The 20,027-nt window shown below is 59.3% G+C and carries 9 protein-coding genes; 2 read left to right on the top strand and 7 right to left on the bottom strand.

Annotated elements, in window-relative coordinates; all coding sequences use genetic code 11:
• Positions 1-56 precede the first annotated feature (56 nt).
• From treY to DIT72_RS09765, 7 genes are read right to left on the bottom strand one after another with little or no spacing between them, the layout of a single operon-like run.
• A complete protein-coding gene (gene treY / locus DIT72_RS09795) occupies positions 57-2,972 on the bottom strand; it encodes a malto-oligosyltrehalose synthase (RefSeq protein ID WP_168355047.1) in 2,916 nt (971 codons plus the stop codon).
• Positions 2,965-5,148, bottom strand: a complete 2,184-nt coding sequence (malQ, locus tag DIT72_RS09790) for a 4-alpha-glucanotransferase (RefSeq protein ID WP_135955051.1) — start codon at positions 5,146-5,148, stop codon at positions 2,965-2,967. The genes treY and malQ overlap by 8 nt, the downstream gene beginning before the upstream one ends.
• Positions 5,141-6,982, bottom strand: a complete 1,842-nt coding sequence (gene treZ / locus DIT72_RS09785) for a malto-oligosyltrehalose trehalohydrolase (RefSeq protein WP_135955050.1) — start codon at positions 6,980-6,982, stop codon at positions 5,141-5,143. The genes malQ and treZ overlap by 8 nt, the downstream gene beginning before the upstream one ends.
• A gap of 5 nt (positions 6,983-6,987) precedes the next feature.
• Positions 6,988-9,150 (bottom strand): glycogen debranching protein GlgX, encoded by a 2,163-nt coding sequence (glgX, locus tag DIT72_RS09780; RefSeq protein ID WP_135955049.1) that lies wholly within the window; start codon positions 9,148-9,150, stop codon positions 6,988-6,990.
• Positions 9,151-9,155: 5 nt separating this feature from the next.
• Positions 9,156-11,387 carry a 1,4-alpha-glucan branching protein GlgB gene (gene glgB / locus DIT72_RS09775; protein ID WP_228260780.1) on the bottom strand — a complete coding sequence of 744 codons (2,232 nt, stop codon included), beginning with the start codon at positions 11,385-11,387 and terminating at the stop codon, positions 9,156-9,158.
• Complete coding sequence (treS, locus tag DIT72_RS09770) at positions 11,384-14,653, bottom strand: maltose alpha-D-glucosyltransferase (RefSeq protein WP_135955047.1); 3,270 nt, start codon at positions 14,651-14,653, stop codon at positions 11,384-11,386. Before treS ends, glgB begins: the two co-directional genes overlap by 4 nt.
• 8 nt (positions 14,654-14,661) lie before the next feature.
• Positions 14,662-18,018, bottom strand: a complete 3,357-nt coding sequence (locus DIT72_RS09765) for a maltotransferase domain-containing protein (protein ID WP_135955046.1) — start codon at positions 18,016-18,018, stop codon at positions 14,662-14,664.
• A 167-nt stretch (positions 18,019-18,185) separates the two neighbouring features.
• Here DIT72_RS09765 and ligD point away from each other — a divergent pair, with 167 nt between their 5' ends.
• The gene (gene ligD / locus DIT72_RS09760) at positions 18,186-19,184 is read left to right on the top strand and encodes a non-homologous end-joining DNA ligase (protein WP_135955045.1); all 999 of its coding nucleotides are present in this window, start codon (positions 18,186-18,188) and stop codon (positions 19,182-19,184) included.
• A complete protein-coding gene (locus DIT72_RS09755) occupies positions 19,181-19,927 on the top strand; it encodes a DUF72 domain-containing protein (RefSeq protein ID WP_135955044.1) in 747 nt (248 codons plus the stop codon). Before ligD ends, DIT72_RS09755 begins: the two co-directional genes overlap by 4 nt.
• The last annotated feature ends 100 nt before the right edge of the window (positions 19,928-20,027 follow it).

The raw sequence follows: 20,027 nt of genomic DNA, 5'->3' as shown, positions 1-20,027 counted from the left end.
AATGTGAAGCGGTTATCACGACATCCATGCCGTACGCCATTGTCGACAGGCGCAAACTATTCCTGAAATGGAATGCCGCTGTGGAGCACCGCCACCGGGAACTTCGCCAGGAGCCCGGACACGGGCAGTTGGCCGTTGGCTTCAGCCCTGATCCGGTCGCCGGTGAAAAGGTTGTGCCAGTGCTGGTGGTCGCTGACTGTCTGCAGGGAAATCCCCGCGCCCTCATAGAGTCTCGCGGCAGTCAGTCCGCCTCCATTCGTGGCCCTGGTCTTGTTCAGACAGGGCACTACCGTCAGCAGACACTGACCCTGGTGGCGTCGTGCAAAGGCGCACAGGCCGTGGCTATTGTCACCATGGATGTGAACCGGCTCATAGGTTCCATGGAGAAACAGCCCGGGGTGGCGGCGGCGAAGTTCCAGCAACTGCCAGGTTACGTAGAGCTTGATTCTTCCGTCGGGCCACATATAGGCCAGTTCCGCGACCAGGTCGTCGCGGTTGCCATCGGCGCTTTCACTTAACTGACGCAACATCTGCTCCCGCGCACCGTAGTCAACCGGTCTGCGGTTGTCGGGATCCACCAGGTTGAGATCCCACAGCTCACTTCCCTGGTAGAGGTCCGGAACGCCAGGCAGAGTGAACTTCAGTGTGGTCTGGGCCAGGCCATTCAAGGCCCCGAGAGGGCCCAGCACTTGCATGAATTCCAGCAGACTCTTCAGAAAAACACCGCCGGGCTCAAGGATGCCACTGACAAAAGAGGATAACGCCTCCTCGTAAGTCTGATCGGGGTGGGCCCAGCTGGAGTTCAGTTTGGCTTCGCGCACCGCCTTGATCATGTAATCCTCGATGCGCTGGCGGTAGTCATCGAGGGCAGCGGTATCGGGCAACGGGGAATCGTGGCTTGCCGGGCCCAGCCACTCCATGGGAATACTCCCCGCCAGCGTCTGGTAGAGCAGGTATTCGTCATTGCGAACGGGAGCATCGACCGTATCCACGGGTACCCGGTGACACGCGTTGAGGCTGATCCATTCCTCCACCCGACGGCGCCACAGTTCGGGCATCTCTGTCAGGGCATTAAGTCTTGCCCGCACGTCTTCGCCTCTTTTGCTGTCGTGGGTCGCTGTGGTGATCATGGCGTGGGGCCACTGTTTACCCCTTTCATCAATGAATCGGTGGAAATCCTCCATGGAAGTGCCAAAGTGGCGGGGGTCGCCTCCCACTTCGTTGAGTGAGGCCAGCACCATGTGTCGGTAGAAGGCTGTATCCTCGAGGCTTTTAGCCATGATAGGACCGCTGTACTGCTGGAATTTCATCGCGATACGGATAACCTGGTTGCGGTTGAAGCCGCTGCGGGAACGTGCCAGATCGGTGGTCAGCACACCGCGGATGAAGTCCAGGAGCTCGTTGTTGATCAGCGGATTTCTCTTTTTCGTTCCGGAAATCGCCTGGTCTATCTCGTGGCGGTCGCTGGAGCCGCAACCCCTGGGGTCAACATAGGTCCGATAGACCGGGAGGGAGATGATGATTTCGGCCAGGGCACGGCGCAGGGAAGCCAGGGTGAAATCCCGCGTGTGCCAGTTGGATTCCGCCAGCCGGGAAAACAGATTGGAGAGCACCTGAATGTCACTGGCCAGCAGGTGGTCGATTACCTGGCGCTTGGCGTTTGCCAGTGTTTCGTCGAAATTTTCCTCCCTGCCCGTCAATCTGCGATAGAAAGATTGCAGCAAGTCTTCAGAACCCGGTTCGATAAACAGGCTATTGATGCGGTTGAGAACTTCGTATCCTGTTGTTCCGGCCACTGGCCAGTCACTGCGCAATACCTCGCCGTGGGCGAGAATTTTCTCGACCACAAGATAAAGGGGATGCTCCCCGGATTCACGGCTTGCAGCGGCATTCCCAAGCTTTTCACAGTAGTGGCGGGGATCGGACAGCCCGTCAATATGGTCGATGCGCAGTCCCTGGAGTTTGCCTTCGCCAATCAGTCGCAGCACCAGGCGGTGAATGTTATCGAAAACCTCCGCGCGCTCTGTGCGAATGGTGACCAGGTCGTTGATGTCAAAGAAACGTCGATAGTTGATGTTATCCGAAGCTACCCGCCACCAGGAAAGCCGGTAGGACTGCCTCTGCAGGAGCCGGTGCAGGCGCAGACACTTGGCATGCTGTCCCGGCCCTCCGTTATGAAGGGAGACCGCACTTTCAATCTGCTCCTTGACCTGAGGCACACCTTGCGCCAGTGATGCCAGTTGTTCCTTGAGAGTCTCGGCCCGTTGCCGGACTTCCCGCTGACGACGGCCGGAAAGCCCCGCGGTTCGTAAGGTCCGGAAGGCGGCGCTGAGCTCGGCCAGCTCTGCCCGGGCGGGGCCACTCAGGGCATCGGGTGACACGGCAGAGAGAATCCGTGCGTAGTGGCGGGGGGCGACGGGAAACAGGTGGTCGAAATAGCTTACGGCAAAACTTCCCCGCGACGCATCAAAGCCCAGTTGCAGCTCGCCTCCCTCCAGAACCTTACCGTAGGACTGGCCGAGAAAGGGCAGTAGTACCTTTCCCCGCAGTGAAGCGGTGGGGGAGTGCCAGTCGATGTCGAAAAAGTCTGCAAAAGGAGAGGCCTCTCCCCACTCGAGTACATCCTGCCAACGGCTGTTGTCCGCCTTGCCGACTCCCATGTGGTTGGCGACAAAGTCGAGGATGAGACCCATGCTGCGGCTGGCCAGGCCAGCGGCGAGATCGTCGAAGTCCGCCTCGCTTCCCAGTTCGGGATTGAAAGCATTGTGGTCGGTGACATCGTAGCCGTGGGGGCTGCCGGTACGGGCTTCCAGAAAAGGCGAGGTATAGAGATGGCTGATTCCAAGGCGGTCAAAATAGCTGAGCAGGCGCCGCACATCGGTGAACCCCAACCGGGAATTGAGCTGAAGGCGGTAGGTGGCCCTGGGGGTGCCTGACCCGGGAGTGTCTGAAAGGGTGGCGCGTTCAGTCATTGGTCTCTCCATGAAGTGTTGATGTCCCCGACGTATCCCGTTCCCGGTTGAGGTGAGCTGCCATTTCCCCCATAGCCTGATCAGCCAGAAGATCCGCAACCTCCAGAGGCAACTTGCGGCGCCAGTTGGGATGCTCATCTGTGGTGCCCGGCAGATTGATCTGGTCGAGCACTTCCAGCGGATCCTCAGGGTAGACCAGCTCCACTCCTGCGCTCGATCGGCCCAGGTAGCGATAGGCGGCAATAGCCAGTTCACGGACATGGCGCCGCAGCCAGCTCCCCGGCAGATGTCCTGAGGGCAGCAGATCTTCTCTCTGAAGAGCCTCTACCAGTTGGCGCCTGTCCCGTACCCGGTCCCTGATCGCCCGGTAGCGCTCTTCGGCGGAGGGAAACAGCCGGTAGCGGCTGCGCAGACGCAGATCCTGGCCCGTGATGAAACCACGAAGGGTGGGCAGATCATGGCTGGCTACCGAGGCCAGGGCAAGCCGCGGGTAGTTGTCCGGGGCCACGTGACGGCCGTCCCGTGTGCGCTCAAAATGAAGCAGCCGCGTGGAAAAAATACCTGCCTTGCGAAGCCGGTTCCTGAATCCCCGGGGCACGGTTCCAAGGTCCTCGCCGATGATGGCGCAGCGGTTGCGATGACTTTCCAGGGCTGCGATGGCGAGCATATCGTCAAAAGGGTAGGAGACATAGCTGCCTGTGTCGGGCGAGGCGCCTTCGGGTATCCAGTACAGGCGCTGCCATCCAAGTATGTGATCCACCCGCAGGGCGCCGGCATGGCGCATGTTGGCCCTCAGCATACGTATAAAGGGCCTGTAGGCCTGCTCTTTCAACTGTAACGGCGTCATCGGAGGGATGCCCCAGTCCTGCCCGAGAAGGTTGAAGGCGTCGGGAGGAGCGCCGATGCTGACACCCGTGGCGAACAGCGATTGCTGGCGCCAGGTTTCTGCGCCCCAGCGGTCCGAGCCCACGGCCAGGTCCAGGCACAGTCCCGGGGCCATGCCGCCGGCCTCACAAGCGGCGGCCGCGTTTTCCAGCTGGCGGTCAGCAAGCCATTGCAGGTAACAGAAAAAATCGATCCGCCTGTGGTGATCACGGGCGAATTCCGCCACCTGGGGTGAAGCCGGATTGCGGTATGGTGCCGGCCAGTCCCGCCAGGGCGTGTCATGTCCAAAGTGTTCACTGAGAGCCTGAAAGACTCCCAGGTCCCGAAGCCCGCTTTCCCCTTCGCCCACGAACCGCCTGTAATCAGCCGCCTCCGGTTCATCGCTGTTGAACCGCTGTTCCAGTGCCCTGATCTTGAGGGGCAGCACGGCTTCGAAGTTCACCAGGGACGATGACCGCAGGGCGGTCAGCCCCTCTTCATCGTGGACCTGCGAATGAGGCAGAGCGATGTAGCCGGTATTGAGAAATTCCCGTGAGGAGGGCCCGTAGGGACTGATATGGGCCGGGTTGCCGGGAAAGAGGGCGTGAAGTGGATTGAGGGCGATGGTATCCGCGCCAAGGGCAGCAGCCCCCGAAACCAGTTGCTGCAGATCCGCGAAATCACCGATGCCCCAGTTTTGCTGTGACCGGAGTCCGTAAAGCTGGACAGCCAGCCCCCAGAGCTTCTGACCCCGCTCCAACTTTTCGGGAATATGGGCGCGTGCTGGCGCCATGATCAGACTCATGCCGCCGGGGCCGTCCCGGGAGTCATCGAGAGAGTCCCTGAGGGCGCCGTTCAGCGCCAGAGTATGGTAGCCAAGGGGTAGTCCCTGCGGAAGCGGCAGCCGCAGGCGCACCTTTTCCACGCCTGCCACCTGTTTTCTCTCCTCAACGGTCAGCCCGGCCGGTGCGAGCTCTCCCTCCCGGAAGCCTCCCTGCTCCAGTTCGATACGCCAGTCCAGCCTTAGGCCCAGGTCTGCAGTCGCGAGGAACAGGTCGCAACAGGGTGAAGGTTCATTCTCTGTTATCACCGTGACCGACGGTAGCGTGCCGAGCCAGCGCCTCTGCTCCAGCGCCGTAAGGCTTGCCGCCGCCTCTTCGGCAGAGGATGCGGGAAAGCCCATACCCTGGAGGAGCGCCCGCTTTGTTGCTACGGACACATCCCGCCATCTCCCGCGGACATCGCGGAAGCCCGAATGTATTCCCGCTTCCCTGGCGAGACGGTTGATGGTGACGGAATGCAGGCTAGGCATGGACGGTCTCGTCCGTCTGTATCATCCAGAGCACTTGCCAGGGAGCCAGAGTGGGGACTCCCGCCTGATGCTCCCTGTCAGGTATTGGCCCGTAGAGAACATGACCCTCTGGCAGTGCGCCAGTGTCGGCGCGTTTGTCGGAACAGTTGGCAAACAGGTGAAGCCTGGTTCCGTCGCTTCCTGTCCACATTACACGGAGCATGGGCTCCCGACTCAGGCACTGCGCCTCTCCCCCGTGAAGAGAAGACAGCACGGGAATGATGTCCCGGTGGCGAATCCGTAATAGCTCCCGGTAGAATGCCAGCCATTCCCTGTGCCTGGAATCCTCCAGTTCACGCCATTCCAGGCGGCTGGCGGCGAAAGTGTCCGGTTCGTTGGGGTCGGGAAGGGTAGTGCCGGATTCCGGATCGGCGAATTCGCTGAATTGCTGGAATTCCCTCGCCCGTCCTTCCCGCACTGCCTCGGCAAGCTCTTCTTCAAAGTCGCAGAAATAGAGAAAAGGCCGCTCTGTGCCCCATTCCTCCCCCATGAATAACAGGGGCGGAGACGGTGCCAGCAGGAGGATAGAGACCAGTGCCCGCAGGGGCCTTAAGGGCGCGAGGACTGTAAGGCGCTCCCCCAGGGCCCGGTTTCCTGTCTGGTCGTGGTTCTGCAAAAAGGCGACAAAAGCACCCGGCGGCAGTTGGGCGCTCCGCTCCCCGCGGCGGGCATTGCGGTAACGGGAAAATTCGCCCTGGTAGGCGAAGCCTTCACACAGGCAGCGTTCCAGGTGGCGCAGGGGGTTGTCGGTGTAATCGCCGTAGTAACCGTCTTTTTCGCCTGTCAGCAGCACATGGGCGGCATGATGGAAATCGTCGTTCCACTGGGCATTGTACTGGTGAGCCCCGCTGGTCCCACCCAGGTAGTGAGCGGCATTGTGATCATTTTCCAGTACCAGATGTACCTGGCGGTCCGGTTGCGTCCGGCGCCGGATGGTGTCCGCCAGTTCCTCGAGTACGTCGGGACGGGAACGGTCAAAAATGGCATGCACCGCATCGAAACGGAGTCCGTCCAGATGATACTCGTGGAGCCAGTAGAGGGCATTTTCCACAAAAAAGCGGCGCACCGTCTCGCTCCCGGGGCCGTCAAAGTTGATGGCGGACCCCCACGGGGTCTGGTAGCGATCCGTGAAGAAATCCGGCGCGTAGGTGTGCAGGTAGTTGCCCTCCGGACCGAAATGGTTGTAGACCACGTCCAGGTACACCATGAGACCCCTGAGATGGGCCTCCTGCACCAACAACTTCAACTCGTCCGGCCTGCCATAGGCATTGCAGGGTGCAAAAGGGTAGGTGCCATCGTAACCCCAGTTCCTGGCACCCGGCGCCTGGGACAATGGCATCAGTTCCACCGCGGTCACTCCCAGTTCCAGCAGATAATCCAGGCGCTCCCGGATTCCCCGGTAATTTGCTTGCGGGCTGAAGCAGCCGGGATGCAGTTCGTATACGACAGCTTCCTCCCACCGACGTCCCTGCCAGTCCCCGTCCTGCCAGGAAAAACTCCGGGCGTCGATGACTTCGCTGGGGCCGTGTACCCCCTCCGGCTGATAGCGGCTGGCGGGATCGGGAACGGCCATCGTCGGAGAAAGACGGAATCGGTACAGGGTGCCCGCCGGACAATCGTCGCGGACGTGCTGGTGCCAGCCATTGCGCGAATCCATTTCGGCACTGCGCCAGGCACTGGCCGTGGGTGGCCGGAATTCGAGTTCCACCCTGTCCAGGGCCGGTGCCCAGAGGCGAAAATCGGTCGTTTCACCATTGAAATCACAGCCAAACGGCATCTCGTGGCAGCGCTCCATAGTTTTCACCCGTCCGCTTGTGATGGATTTCCCTGACCGCTTTCGCTGCAGCGGACCATGAGCACAAAAGATTTTGGTGAGACCTTGTAGGTGCTGTTGTCATCGCACCGGCGTGATGCCGAGAAACTGTCCCGCTCACAGGTGTCGAACACCAGCTGCCAGTCTTTTCCGGTGTTGATAGGGGGGAGACAGTGCTCAATCTCTTCGTCCAGTGAATTGAGGATAACCAGAAAGGTGTCATCCGGCTCGGGCTCCCCCTTTGCAGTCAGGTGGTATTCGCCGGCTTCGCCGTTGAGCAGGTAGCTCAGGCAACAGCTCTGGGCCGCCTCCCAGTCCTCCGCGGTTTTTTCCTGGCCATCGGGCTTTAGCCAGGTGATGTCTTTCATGGTGGTGCCGGGCACAGTCTCTCCCTGGAAAAAACGGTAACGGTGGAAGACGATGTGCTTCCTGCGAAGACGGATCAGCCTGTGAACAAATTCACTCAGATTACGGCCTTCCTCGTCGATTTCCTCCCGGTTCAGCCAGCTGATTTCGTTGTCCTGGCAGTAGGCGTTGTTGTTGCCACCCTGGCTGCGTCCGAACTCATCGCCAGCGGTGAGCATGGGTGTGCCCTCTGACAGCAACAGCGTCGCCAGGAAGTTTTTTTGCTGTCGCAACCGTATTTCGCGGATTTCAGGGTCGTCGGTTTCGCCCTCGACGCCGTGGTTGTCACTGAAGTTGGCGTCGGTCCCATCCTGGTTGTCCTCCAGATTGGCCTCGTTGTGTTTCTCGCTATAGGAGACCAGGTCCCTGAGGGTGAAGCCGTCGTGGGCGGTGACAAAATTGATGCTGGCCCAGGCATGGCGACCGCGATAGTTGAATATGTCACTCGACCCTGTCAGGCGCGTTGCCAGTTCGGGCACCAGATCGGATTCCCCGTGCCAGAAGCGGCGTACCACGTCCCGGTACTGGTCGTTCCACTCCCCCCATCCCGGGGGAAAGTTACCGAGCTGGTAGCCGTCGTCTCCGAGGTCCCAGGGCTCGGCGATGCGCTTGACCCGGGAAAGTACCGGATCCTGTCCGATGGCATCGAGAAAGCCGGCGTGGAGATCGAAGTCGACACTCTCCCGGGCCAGAGCCGTGGCGAGGTCAAAGCGGAAGCCGTCGATGTGCATCTCTTCAACCCAGTAGCGGAGAGAGTCCAGCACCAGTTGCTGAACGCCGTGGCGATGGAGGTTAAGGACATTGCCGCAGCCGGTGAAGTCGGCGTAGTAGCGAGGGTCGTCGTCATCCAGTTTGTAATAGGTGGCATTGTCGATTCCCTTCAGACTCAGCGTCGGTCCCATGTGATTGCCCTCGGCGGTGTGGTTGTACACCACGTCAAGGATGACCTCGATGCCGGCGTCATGGAGAAGATGAACACAGGTCTTGAATTCTTCCAGAGCGCCTGTTGCCAGGTAAGATGGGTTGGGAGCGAAAAATGCCAGGGAGTTGTAGCCCCAGTAGTTACTCAGTCCCCGGTCCGCGAGTGCCCGTTCGTCGATAAAGGCGTGAATCGGTAGCAGTTCCACTGCAGTCACACCCAGGTTCTTGAGGTAGTCGATGACACCCGGATCGGAAAGGCCCGCGAACGTGCCCCGGTGCTGGGCCGCCACCTCTTTATGGTTGGCGGTGAAACCGCGGACGTGCATTTCGTAGATAATGGTCTCGTGCCACTGCCTGCGTGGAGGCATGTCCTGGCCCCAGGTGAACGCCGTGTCCACCACCTCGCATTTGGGCATGGCAGCGGCATTGTCCCTGGTGTCGAAGGAGAGATCTTCGTCTTCATGGCCAACCACATAGCCGAAATGGGCGTCGGTCCACTTGAAGGCTCCACGCAGCGATTTGGCATAAGGATCAATCAGAAGTTTGTGATGATTGAATCGATGGCCCTGCTGCGGTTCATAGGGGCCGTAAACCCGGTAGCCATAAAGCTGACCGGCGCGCACATCGGGAAAATAGCCGTGCCAGACCTGGTCGGTATATTCCGGCAGAGGCACGCGATGGAGCTCGCGGGACCCTTTGGTGTTGAAAAGGCACAGCTCTACCTTTTCCGCATGGGCTGAAAACAGTGCGAAATTGACCCCTTTGCCATCCCAGGTGGCGCCGAGGGGGTAAGGTGAACCGGGCCAGACACGGACATCAGTCATAGGTTTCAATGCTCCTCATGTGCCTCTCCCGAGGTCAGGTGCTGCCCGGGGCAGGCAAAAATCACTGCCGCCAGTGGCGGAAGGGTAAGAGTAAGGGAGTGGGAATGGCCGTGGGCAGGGACCGGAACGGACTCTATGGCGCTGCCGTTGCTGACACCAGAACCACCATACTCCCGGCCATCGGTGTTGATACGCTCATGATAGGTGCCGGCAAAAGGAACCCCGACCCGGTAGGCACTTCTTACCACCGGGGTGAAATTGCAGACTATGACGGTGCAGTCGTCATTGCTGCGTCCCCGCCGCAGAAAGGAGAGGACACTGTTTTCGGCGTCGCCGCCGTCGATCCACTGAAAACCTTCGGGCTCACAGTCAAGCTGATGGAGCGAGGGACAATCCCGGTACAGCCTGTTGAGATCACGTATCAGCTTGTGGACGCCGGCATGGAGCGGATCATCCAGCAAATGCCAGTCGAGGGAATAGTCGTGATTCCATTCCCGCTCCTGGGCGAATTCGCCGCCCATGAAGAGCAGCTTCTTGCCGGGGTGCCCGTACATGAAACCGAAGTAGACCCGAAGGTTGGCGAACTTCTGCCAGCGGTCCCCGGGCATTTTGTTAATCAGGGAGCCCTTGCCGTGTACCACTTCGTCGTGGGAAAGCGGCAGGATGAAATTTTCACTGAAGGCGTAGACGAGGCCGAAGGTGAGATCGTTGTGGTTGTGCCGGCGATGGACCGGATCCCTTTTTATATAGGTCAGGGTGTCGTGCATCCAGCCCATGTTCCACTTATAGCCGAAGCCGAGCCCCCCTGCAGAGGTGGGTCGCGATACCATGGGCCAGGCGGTAGACTCTTCCGCGGTGGTGAAGAACCCTTTTTCTTCCCTGTACACCAGCTCATTCATGCGCTTGATGAAGTCCACTGCCTCAAGATTTTCGTTGCCACCATACTCATTGGGAGACCATTCGCCGGCCTCCCGGTTGTAGTCCAGATAGAGCATGGAAGCCACGGCATCCACTCTCAGGCCGTCGATATGGTACTGGTCAGCCCAGAATTTGGCGTTGCTGAGCAGGAAATTGCTCACCTCCTGCCGGCCGTAATTGTAAATCAGGGTGCCCCACTCATGATGCCTCCCCTTTGCCGGGTCTTCGTGTTCGTACAGGGCGGTGCCATCGAAGTGGGCCAGACCATGGGCGTCTTCCGGAAAGTGGGCCGGCACCCAGTCCATGAGGACTCCCAGGCCATGGGCATGGCAGCTCTCGACGAAGTGCCGGAATTCGTCCGGTGTGCCGAAGCGGCTGGTAGGGGCATACAGACCGATCGGTTGATAACCCCAGGAACCGTCGAAGGGGTATTCGGTAACGGGCAGAAGTTCGATATGGGTGAAGCCCATATCCGCTGCATAGGCCGGCAGCTCCTCTGCCAGCTCCAGGTAGCTCAGATAGCGATTGTTGTCTCCGGGATGGCGGCGCCAGGAGCCCAGGTGGACTTCATAGATGGCCACAGGGGCATCCCGCTGTGAACAGGCGCCGCGGGACTGCATCCAGGCCTGGTCCTGCCAATGGTAAGACGGCGGATCGTAGACGATGGAGGCTGTTTCTGGTGGATGCTGGCAGTAGCGGGCAAAAGGATCCGCCTTGAGAGGCAGCAGCTTGCCGTCACTGGCGATGATTTCGTACTTATAGAGGGATCCCTGTTGGAGCTCGGGCAGGAAAATCTCCCAGATGCCGGCGCCATGGCGCAGCCGCATGACATGACAGCGGCCGTCCCAGTTATTGAACTCGCCCACGACACTGACCCGCCGGGCATTGGGAGCCCAGACTGCGAAGGCGACCCCTCTGACCCCATCCATCTCGATGGAATTGGAGCCCAGTTTTTCGTACGCGTGCTCGTGACGGCCCTCCGCCAGAAGGTGGAGGTCCAGGTCCCCGAGTATCGCACCGAAACGGTAGGGATCTTCGATGGTGCAGGCCTCACCATTTCGGCTTATCCGCAGGCGGTAACGAAAGTCGCGATCCGCATCCTTGACTGTGCCGGCAAAGACTCCGTCCGGATGCAAGCGCGTGAGCGAGGTGACCTGCTCGTCGCTGGCCGCATCCACCACGGCCACTGAGTCAACACCGGGCTGGAAAGTTCTTATCCGCACACCGCCGGTCACCGGGTGGCTGCCCAGAAAAGCGAAGGGATCGGGGTGTTCGCCCCGGGTTATGGCCTGCACACTGGTTCTGTCTTCCATGGTCATGATTTGTGCCTGCTGATCCATTCGATGAGACCGTCGACGGGGACAATGAGCCAGTCGGGACGGTTATTGGCTTCGTAGAGAATCTCGTAGAGAACTTTCTCCAGCGTAAACAGAGCCACCAGGCTCTCGAACTCCCCGGTTTCCGCGGGAGAAAAGCGACAGTCCTCACTCCCCTGCCGGTATCCATCCAACAGGGCCTGGCGGGAGAGATCCAGCCACTCCAGGGTCAGCGCCAGGGCATGGTCATCCCTGAATTTTTCCGTCTCCCTGGCGGCGGCGGTGCGGGCTGCGTAATCCAGCGACCGTAACAGCCCGGCGAGATCACGCAGAGGCACCTGCTTGGCACGCCGCTCCTCCAGAGGCCTGGCCGGTTCGCCCTCGAAGTCGATGATGTGAAAGTCGTGTTCCGCTACCAGCACCTGGCCCAGGTGAAGGTCACCGTGAGTCCGCGTTAACAGGGCAGTGACCCGGTCAGGCATGAGTTCGTCGATGCATTTTTCAAGGACGGGCCAAAGGTGCAGGAGCGCGCGCAACCGTTCCGCCTGTCTTTCGTCGTCGTTCTCTGTGTGATGCTGCAGTGTTTTGTGTGCGGAAGCCGCTTCCCGCATGAGTCGCCGGCGCCACTCGTCCAGCCAGGCGGAAGTCACCGGTTCGACGCTGAAAGCGGGATCGGCGGTTGGTGTGGCAAGGGCCTGGTGAAGCTCCGCAACCCTTAAGCCCAGTGTGCGCATCAGGCGGGTGAAACCGACATGGGTATCCTTCTGTGCCGCTATCTCCTCACGGGAGGCGTAGCGGGTATCGTGAAGGAACCGGTCCAGATAACTGAGGGTATAGCCCCATCCGTCTCCCTGGTTGGCAACAAAGCTTTGCAGGATCGCGACAAGGTTGCGTTCTCCGGATTCATCTTCGATCTCCAGGGCGCCAAATAACGAAGGGCTGTTTTTGTAGCCGGCTACTTCGGTGAGGAAACGCCCGACCTCGAACTCCGGATGCAGGCCCGGCTGAAGATGTCGGTAAGTCTTGAGAATCATGGTGTCGTCAATTATTGACGTGCTGTTGCTCTGTTCCAGATAAGTAGGCTTGATGGCAGCGGACCGGGCGTCGAAATTGCCGGGGAACGCCGAGGTGGTGGTAAACAGCGCTCTGCCCGCGATGCCGCTGCCGCTTTCAGCGTGGCCCTGAAAATGCTCAAGCCATGTGCGGATGGCACCCTCGTCTCCCACCGCGTCCAGCAGGTAGCCGAGTCGGTTGGCACTGCGGGTGCGCGCTACTGTCGACTGCGCGGGCGGCAGCAGCTCCCTGCCGACTTCCTCCCACTGCAATGACAACGGCAGGAAATAGTCTTGGCACGAGCCATCATTCAGGTGAACCGCGAAGATGCTCAGCAGACAGCCGTTGTCAGCTTCCGTCATATCGACCCACTCTTTCAGGATCACAGCAGCGATGCCCGTTTCCTTCGCGGCAAACCAGCGTTGGCCGGCGATAAATTCCGGGAGTAATCGATTCTCCAGTTCGGCTTTCCCCCGTCCCTCCAGCAGGCTCTGCCAGCGTTGCGGCAACACCAGGGTGTGGAATTCCTGCGGCGCTCCCGCCGGTTGCATGTGCCAGGCCGGTGGCTCCGCGTCCGTGGTCAGCTGGAACCAGTAAAACCCGTGGGGGGGGAGAGTAAGAAAGTAAGGCAGTTCGCCAATGGGTGGAAAGGCACTCTCGCCAAGCAGTTCTACCGGCACCCGATCGCGGAATTCGCTCAGGTCCAGTTCCACCGGCTGGGCAGACCGGGACAGGTTGGCGATACACAGTATGGCGTCATCCTCATCTTCGCGAATATAGGCCAGAACTTTGCGGTTGCCGGGGAAAAGAAAGCGCAGGGAACCCTTGCCGAAAACTGAGTGTGACTTGCGGACGGCGATGAGCCGCTGGATCCAGTTCAGAAAGGAGGAAGGGTTGCGGTGCTGCGCTTCTACATTGAGTGCTTCGTAGCCGTAAATGGGGTCCATGATTGCTGGCAGGTAGAGGCTGGCCGGATCCGCACTGGAAAAACCGCCGTTACGGTCCGGTGTCCATTGCATGGGTGTCCGGACGCTGTCCCTGTCCCCCAGAAAGATGTTGTCCCCCATGCCGATCTCATCGCCGTAATAGACAATCGGCGTGCCGGGCATGGACATGAGCATGCTGTTGAGCAGCTGCATCTTGTTGCGATCGTTGTCCAGCAGTGGCGCGAGACGCCGGCGAATGCCCACATTCACCCGCATGCGGGGGTCGCTGGCATAAAAGCTCCACAGGTAGTCCCGCTCCTGATCGGTGACCATCTCGAGTGTGAGCTCGTCGTGATTGCGCAGGAAGATGGCCCATTGCGTGTCAGAGGGAATTTCCGGCGTCTGTGCCATGATATCGGTGATGGGGTGACGATCCTCCTGGGCCAGCGCCATGTACATTCGTGGCATCAGGGGGAAATGGAAAGCCATGTGGCACTCGGGCTCTGACGCCGTGCCGAAGTAAGGCAGTACGTCTTCCGGCCATTGATTGGCTTCCCCCAGGAGCATGCGGTTACTGTAGTTATCGTCCAGCCAGCGGCGAATCTTTTTGAGAATGTCATGGGTCTCGGGAAGATTTTCATTATTGGTGCCCTCCCGCTCGCAAAGATAGGGAATGGCGTCCAGCCGCAGACCGTCAACGCCCATATCCAGCCAGAATTTCATCACGTCGAGAATCGAATCCACAACCCGGGGATTATCGAAGTTAAGATCGGGCTGGTGGGAGAAAAAACGGTGCCAGTAGTAGGCTTTGGCCTCCGGATCCCAGCTCCAGTTGGAGGTTTCGGTATCGGTAAAGATAATGCGGGTGCCCAGATACTTCTGATCGGTGTCACTCCAGACGTAATAGTTACGCCGCGCAGAACCGGGTTTGGCACGCCGGGCCTTCTGAAACCAGGGATGCTGGTCCGAGGTGTGGTTGATTACCAGCTCGGTAATCACTTTGAGATCGCGCCGGTGGGCCTCCCGCAAAAAGCGCCGGAAATCCCGCATGTTGCCATAGCGCTTGTGGATGGATTTGTAGTCGGCTATGTCATAGCCGTCATCCCTTAGGGGAGAGGGATAAAATGGCAGCAGCCAGATGGCGGTGGCGCCCAGCTCGGTAATGTGGTCGAGTTTGCGGGTCAGACCGGCGAAGTCCCCCGTACCGTCTCCGTTGGCGTCGAAAAAGGCCTTGATATGAAGCTGGTAGATGATAGCGTTTTGATACCAGAGCGGACTACTTTCCGTCATGGAAGTCCTCACAGACTGGGTGAATGGTAATCCACATGATCCGGGGGGGTCACCCGGAAGATGGTGGCAGGATTTTCCGGCTCCAGCCGGACATGATGATGCCTGCCGTGCCACAGATGCCGGGCACCGCTCAGCAGCTCCTCCACTTCGAAGCCGGCATCTTCCGGAATGCCGAGTTGCTCCAGCGGGAACTCCAGCGTGGCTTCGTGGCCGTCGAAGGGGTCGACGTTGACGGCTACGAAAATCAGATTGGCGGGCTGCTCCAGGGTTTTGCCGTAGAACAGTATGTCCGGGCTGTCGGCGTGATGAAACCGCAGGTTAAACAGTTCCTGCAATGCCGGATTCCGATGGCGGATGTGATTGATGGCGGTGATGTATTCACGGATATTGCCCGGGGCGGCCCAGTCCCGGACTTTGTATTCGTACTTTTCTGAATGGAGATACTCCTCTTTCCCCGGTACAGCGTCGTTTTCGCACAGCTCGAAGCCGCTGTAGATTCCATAAACACTTGAGAGGGTGGCGGCAAGCACGAAGCGGATTTTGAAAGCGGGTCTTCCTCCGGTTTGCAGGAACGTCGGCAAAATATCGGGGGTATTGGCGAAAAAATTGGGGCGCAGGTATTCGCCGATCTCCGTAGAGGTCAGTTCCTGAAGATAATCCGTCAGCTCCTGTTTGCTGTTGCGCCAGGTGAAATAGGTGTAGGACTGGCTGAATCCAACCTTCGCCAGCATCTGCAGCATCGGAGGACGGGTAAAGGCTTCGGAAAGGAAAATCGTCTCGGGATGGTGAAGGCGCACCTCGCGGATCAGCCATTCCCAGAATGGCACCGGCTTGGTATGGGGGTTATCCACCCGAAAGATCTTGACGCCTTGCTGTACCCAGAAAAGAACCACATTGAGCAGCTCCCGCCACAATTCCTCCTGGTGTTCACCGTAGAAATTGACGTTAACGATGTCCTGGTATTTCTTGGGTGGGTTTTCAGCATATTTGATGGTGCCGTCAGGTCGAATGGTGAACCATTCCGGGTATTCCTTTAACCAGGGATGGTCCGGTGAACACTGGATTGCGAAATCCATGGCGACATCCATGCCCAGATCACTGGCGGCGCGCACAAAATGGCGGAAATCCTCCAGGGTGCCCAGCTCAGGATGTATGGCAGTATGTCCCCCCTCCTCAGAGCCGATGGCGTAAGGACTTCCCGGGTCATCCGGGCCGGCATTCAGGGTATTGTTCGGCCCCTTGCGGTTGGTGTGGCCAATGGGATGGATCGGTGCCAGGTAGACCACGTCGAAGCCCATCTCCCGTATCTCCGGCAGGCGCTTCTCGCAGTCGGCGAATGTGGCGCTCTGGCCTTCGACGACGCCCTGGGAGCGTGGAAATATTTCGTACCAGCTGGCGAAACGGGCGCGGACGCGGTCGACGATTACTTCCAGTTCCCGCCCGTACCGGGCGGATCTGGCTCGGTCCGGCCAGCGTGCGAGAGTGCTCCGCAACAGGGGAGAGCGGAGGAGTTCGGTCTTCTCACCAATATCCGCGGCCTTATCGAAGTCAGCCAGTGCCCGGGAAATCTGGCGGCGGTCATTGCCGGCGGTGCGTTCCAGGGCTTCCGCCACCAGAGCCCGGCCTTCCAGAAGCTCGACGCCGATCTCCTGGCCCGCGTCCAGTTTCTTGCCGGTTTCCTGCCACCAGGTTTCGAAGAGATCGGTCGAGGCCTCAATGGTGTAAAAATACTCGGTGTTCTCCTCCAGCCGGAGGGTGCCGCGCCACAGGTCGAGGCCGGGGTTGATCCGCGACATGGACACTTCCCGCCATTCGGTTTCGTCCTGGCGGCGATAGAGCAGGCTGGCGTTGAGGCTGTCGTGTCCCTCCCGGAATATGGTTGCGGTGACTTCGAGACTGTCGCCGACCTCCCGCTTTACCGGGTACTTGCCGCAGTCTATTTCCGGATAGACATCCTGGATGGTGATGACTCCGGAACGCACGGTATCGAGATAACGGGCGGTTACATTGTGGCTGGTAACAGTACTGGCGCCCGCTGCCTCCCCGGAGGCACTGCTGACCTGAAAGATGCGCACCTCCAGCGGTTTAAGGACAAGACGCGAATCGGGGCGCAGGCGTACAGCCTCGCCGCCGGGGGTGATCTCCTCGGCAGTGGTGTCGACATCCAGGGTCAGCTCCAGTTCGTCCACCGAAAGCCGTACTTCGCGGCCGGGCAAGGGATTGATAAAGAGCAGCGCCCACTCTGCAGGTATCGAGGAATGGCGGGCCAGCACCACCGCATCGGAGCCGGGAGCTTGCACGGAAAATTGTCTACCGTCCTCATTCAGCGCCGGCACAGAGGCCTTGCTGCGATTGGTTGCGGCGATGAAGTCGCTGATATCAAAGAGAGGGGTCTCTTTGAGCCAGGAACGGCTCTCGACTACATCGAGAGGCTGCCGGAAGCCGAATTCGAAGCCCATGGGCACCATCACGCCGGCTGAAAAAGTGGCGGCAAAGCTATACCGGAAGCGGTAATGCCGCTGGATATTTTCCTCCGGGACGCCTTCGCGCAGAAGCCCGGCGGCGAGGCGCTCGGTATCGTGGCTCTCGGGAAAGGCGATGGAGGGTGCGATATGACGAAAGGCATCGTACTGGTCCAGCAACCAGGGGGAGCGGAAATCCCACCATTTGGCGCTGTTGAAAAGGTAGTCGAAACCGGCATCGCTGAGGGCATAGACCTCCTCCGGGCGGCAGCCAAGGGTCTCGGCCATGAAGACCGTTCCGGTGTTGTGGTCACGTGCTGCCCCGATGATGGCCTTCCAGACCTCCGCGGGCACCTTGTAAGCGGCGTCACAGCGGAAACCCCGAAAGCCGAGCCCGACGTAATGACGCACCAGCTTCTGCCAGTAGGCGACGATCTCCGCGCGGGCGGGCCGTTCTGAATAGTCGATCTCGGCCAGGTCTCCCCACACCGTAGTCAGGCCTGCATCGTCCGGATCGATCGCCCCGGGGGACTTCAGCTCGCCATCCTCGTCGCGAAGGAACCAGTCCGGGTGTTTCTCTACCAGGATGGCATCCTTTGCCGTGTGATTGATCACCAGGTCCATCATCACGGACAGGCCCGACTGCTCCGACGCCTCGACGAATGCACTGAGCTGTTCGTCGCAGGAACAGCCGCTGCCATCATCAAAGAGGGGATTGAGGGCATAGTAATCCTTCACCGCATACAGACTCCCGGAGAACCCCGGATAGTGGAACGGGTTGAGATAGACCCAGTTGAAATTCATTCCCGCGATACGTGGCAATTCTGCCTGCCAGTCGGCAGTGGTACCGGCGAGGAGCGGGAAAAGATTGTAGATACGTGGCCCTGATCCTTGGGATTCCATGAATAACCTTGGCTTCGTACTGATGTAAGAAGGGGGCCAATTTCATGGCCTCTGACTATATGTATATAAGCCGCCGCAGCATCCGTCAAGAGGGTCTGCCCCTTGATTACCGGATACCCGATGAGGTGTACTACCCTTAAATGAAACCCTGGGAGTTTGGTATCACGATGGCTGGTCCAACGGATAAATTCAGCGCCGAGGAGAAGCAAAAACTCAAAGCGCAACGGCAGCCTGCCTTTGTTGAGCCCATGAAGGCGCGGCTGACAGAAAACTATTTCGATGACGAGGCATGGCTCTATGAGCGAAAGCTCGACGGCGTGCGCTTTATTGCCGGGAAAAAGTCGGGAAAAGTTACACTCTACTCCCGTAATCGCAAGCTGAGGAACAAGACCTATCCCGAAATTGTCGAGGGGCTGGAAAACCTGGAAGGGGACTTTCTGGTTGATGGCGAAATAGTCGCCTTCAGCGGGAATCGCAGCAGTTTTTCCAGGTTGCAGCAGCGAATGCAGGTCCGCGATCCGGACCGTGAGTTGCTCCGCTCGGTACCCGTGTGCGCCTACCTGTTCGATATCCTTTTTGTGGACGGTTATGATCTCCGGAAGCTGCCACTGCGGCGTCGCAAAGCCATTCTCAAGTCGGCCTTCGAGTTTGCCGACCCCATCCGCTATCTGCCCCACAGAAACCGGGAAGGCAAGGCCTATCTGGCGCAAGCCTGTGACAAGGGTTGGGAAGGGATCATCGCCAAGGATGGCGCCTCGGTCTATCGGTCTGCGCGTTCCGGGGACTGGCTCAAATTCAAGTGCCAGCAGGGCCAGGAGTTCGTCATCGGCGGTTTCACCAGGCCACAGGGCTCCCGGGTCGGTTTCGGGGCACTGGAGGTAGGGTATTACGAGGGAGACAAGCTGCGCTACGCTGGCCGCGTGGGTACCGGCTTCAGTGATGAGTTTCTTGAGAGTTTTTATCGCAGACTGGTTCAGATCAAGAGAAAAACCTCGCCCTTCGATGATGTCAGCAGCGCAGACGAAGATGTCACCTGGGTAGACCCCCGCCTGGTGGCGGAGATTGGCTTCACCGAGTGGACCGACGATGGCAAGCTTCGTCATCCCCGGTTTCTGGGGCTGCGGGACGATAAAGAGGCTAAAGACGTAGTGCGGGAGGCACCATGAGCAAAAACGGCGGGATTCGTATTGGAACATCGGGATGGAATTTCGATAGCTGGCGGGGCAGCTTCTACCCTGAAGGCCTTGGCGCAGAGGGTTTGCTGCAAGAATATGCGCGCAGCTTTGACACCGTCGAACTCAACAACAGCTTTTACCAGTTACCCGACAAAACCTCCGTCAATGGGTGGCTGGAGGCGGCGCCTGGCGGGTTCCTGTTCAGCGTCAAGGCGAGCCGCTATCTGACCCATATGAAGAAACTCAAGGACGCCGGCGAAGGGCTCGACCGGTTTCTGGCGGCGGTGGAGCCGTTCGGCTCAAAGCTCGGGCCACTGATTTTTCAGCTGCCACCCCGCTGGCGGGTGAATGTCAGCAGACTGACAGAGTTTCTGGACCAGTTGCCTCCGGATTACCGCTATGCATTCGAGTTTCGCGACACCAGTTGGCTGTGTGACGAGGTCTACGAAGTTCTTACGAAGTACAACGCCGCCCTGTGTTACTATGATTACAAGGGTTATCGATCGCCGCCCGTGGCCACTGCCGATTTCGTCTACGCACGCTTGCATGGCCCCGAGGAGGAAGCCTACACTGGTTCTTACGACGGTCGAGCCCTGGCGGGGTTCGCGCGTCGCTTTGTCAATTGGGAGCAGGAGGGGAGGGATGTCTTCTGCTATTTTGACAACGACGACAAGGCGTGCGCGCCACGGGATGCCCAGCGGTTGCTGGAGTCTGTTCGCAGGCAAAAGCGCTGATTCTGGATAACTCCTCCTCTCCGTTATCCCGTGTGCGCTAACGCACAGACATCCGAGGGTCATAAACCGATTCTTCGGGTGTGTTCGCGACGGTTGATAG

The organism is Marinobacter orientalis (genome assembly GCF_004792665.1).
In the GTDB taxonomy this organism is placed as follows: Bacteria; Pseudomonadota; Gammaproteobacteria; order Pseudomonadales; family Oleiphilaceae; genus Marinobacter; species Marinobacter orientalis.
This window is presented reverse-complemented; position numbering and strand designations above follow the sequence as displayed.

Coding starts and splice junctions, on each gene's coding strand:
- DIT72_RS09765 (WP_135955046.1), bottom strand. CDS start 18,018: ATGGAATCCCAAGGATCAGGGCCACGTATCTACAATCTTTTCCCGCTC.
- treY (WP_168355047.1), bottom strand. CDS start 2,972: ATGACTGAACGCGCCACCCTTTCAGACACTCCCGGGTCAGGCACCCCC.
- glgB (WP_228260780.1), bottom strand. CDS start 11,387: ATGACCATGGAAGACAGAACCAGTGTGCAGGCCATAACCCGGGGCGAA.
- ligD (WP_135955045.1), top strand. CDS start 18,186: ATGGCTGGTCCAACGGATAAATTCAGCGCCGAGGAGAAGCAAAAACTC.
- DIT72_RS09755 (WP_135955044.1), top strand. CDS start 19,181: ATGAGCAAAAACGGCGGGATTCGTATTGGAACATCGGGATGGAATTTC.
- treZ (WP_135955050.1), bottom strand. CDS start 6,982: ATGGAGCGCTGCCACGAGATGCCGTTTGGCTGTGATTTCAATGGTGAA.
- treS (WP_135955047.1), bottom strand. CDS start 14,653: ATGACGGAAAGTAGTCCGCTCTGGTATCAAAACGCTATCATCTACCAG.
- malQ (WP_135955051.1), bottom strand. CDS start 5,148: ATGCCTAGCCTGCATTCCGTCACCATCAACCGTCTCGCCAGGGAAGCG.
- glgX (WP_135955049.1), bottom strand. CDS start 9,150: ATGACTGATGTCCGTGTCTGGCCCGGTTCACCTTACCCCCTCGGCGCC.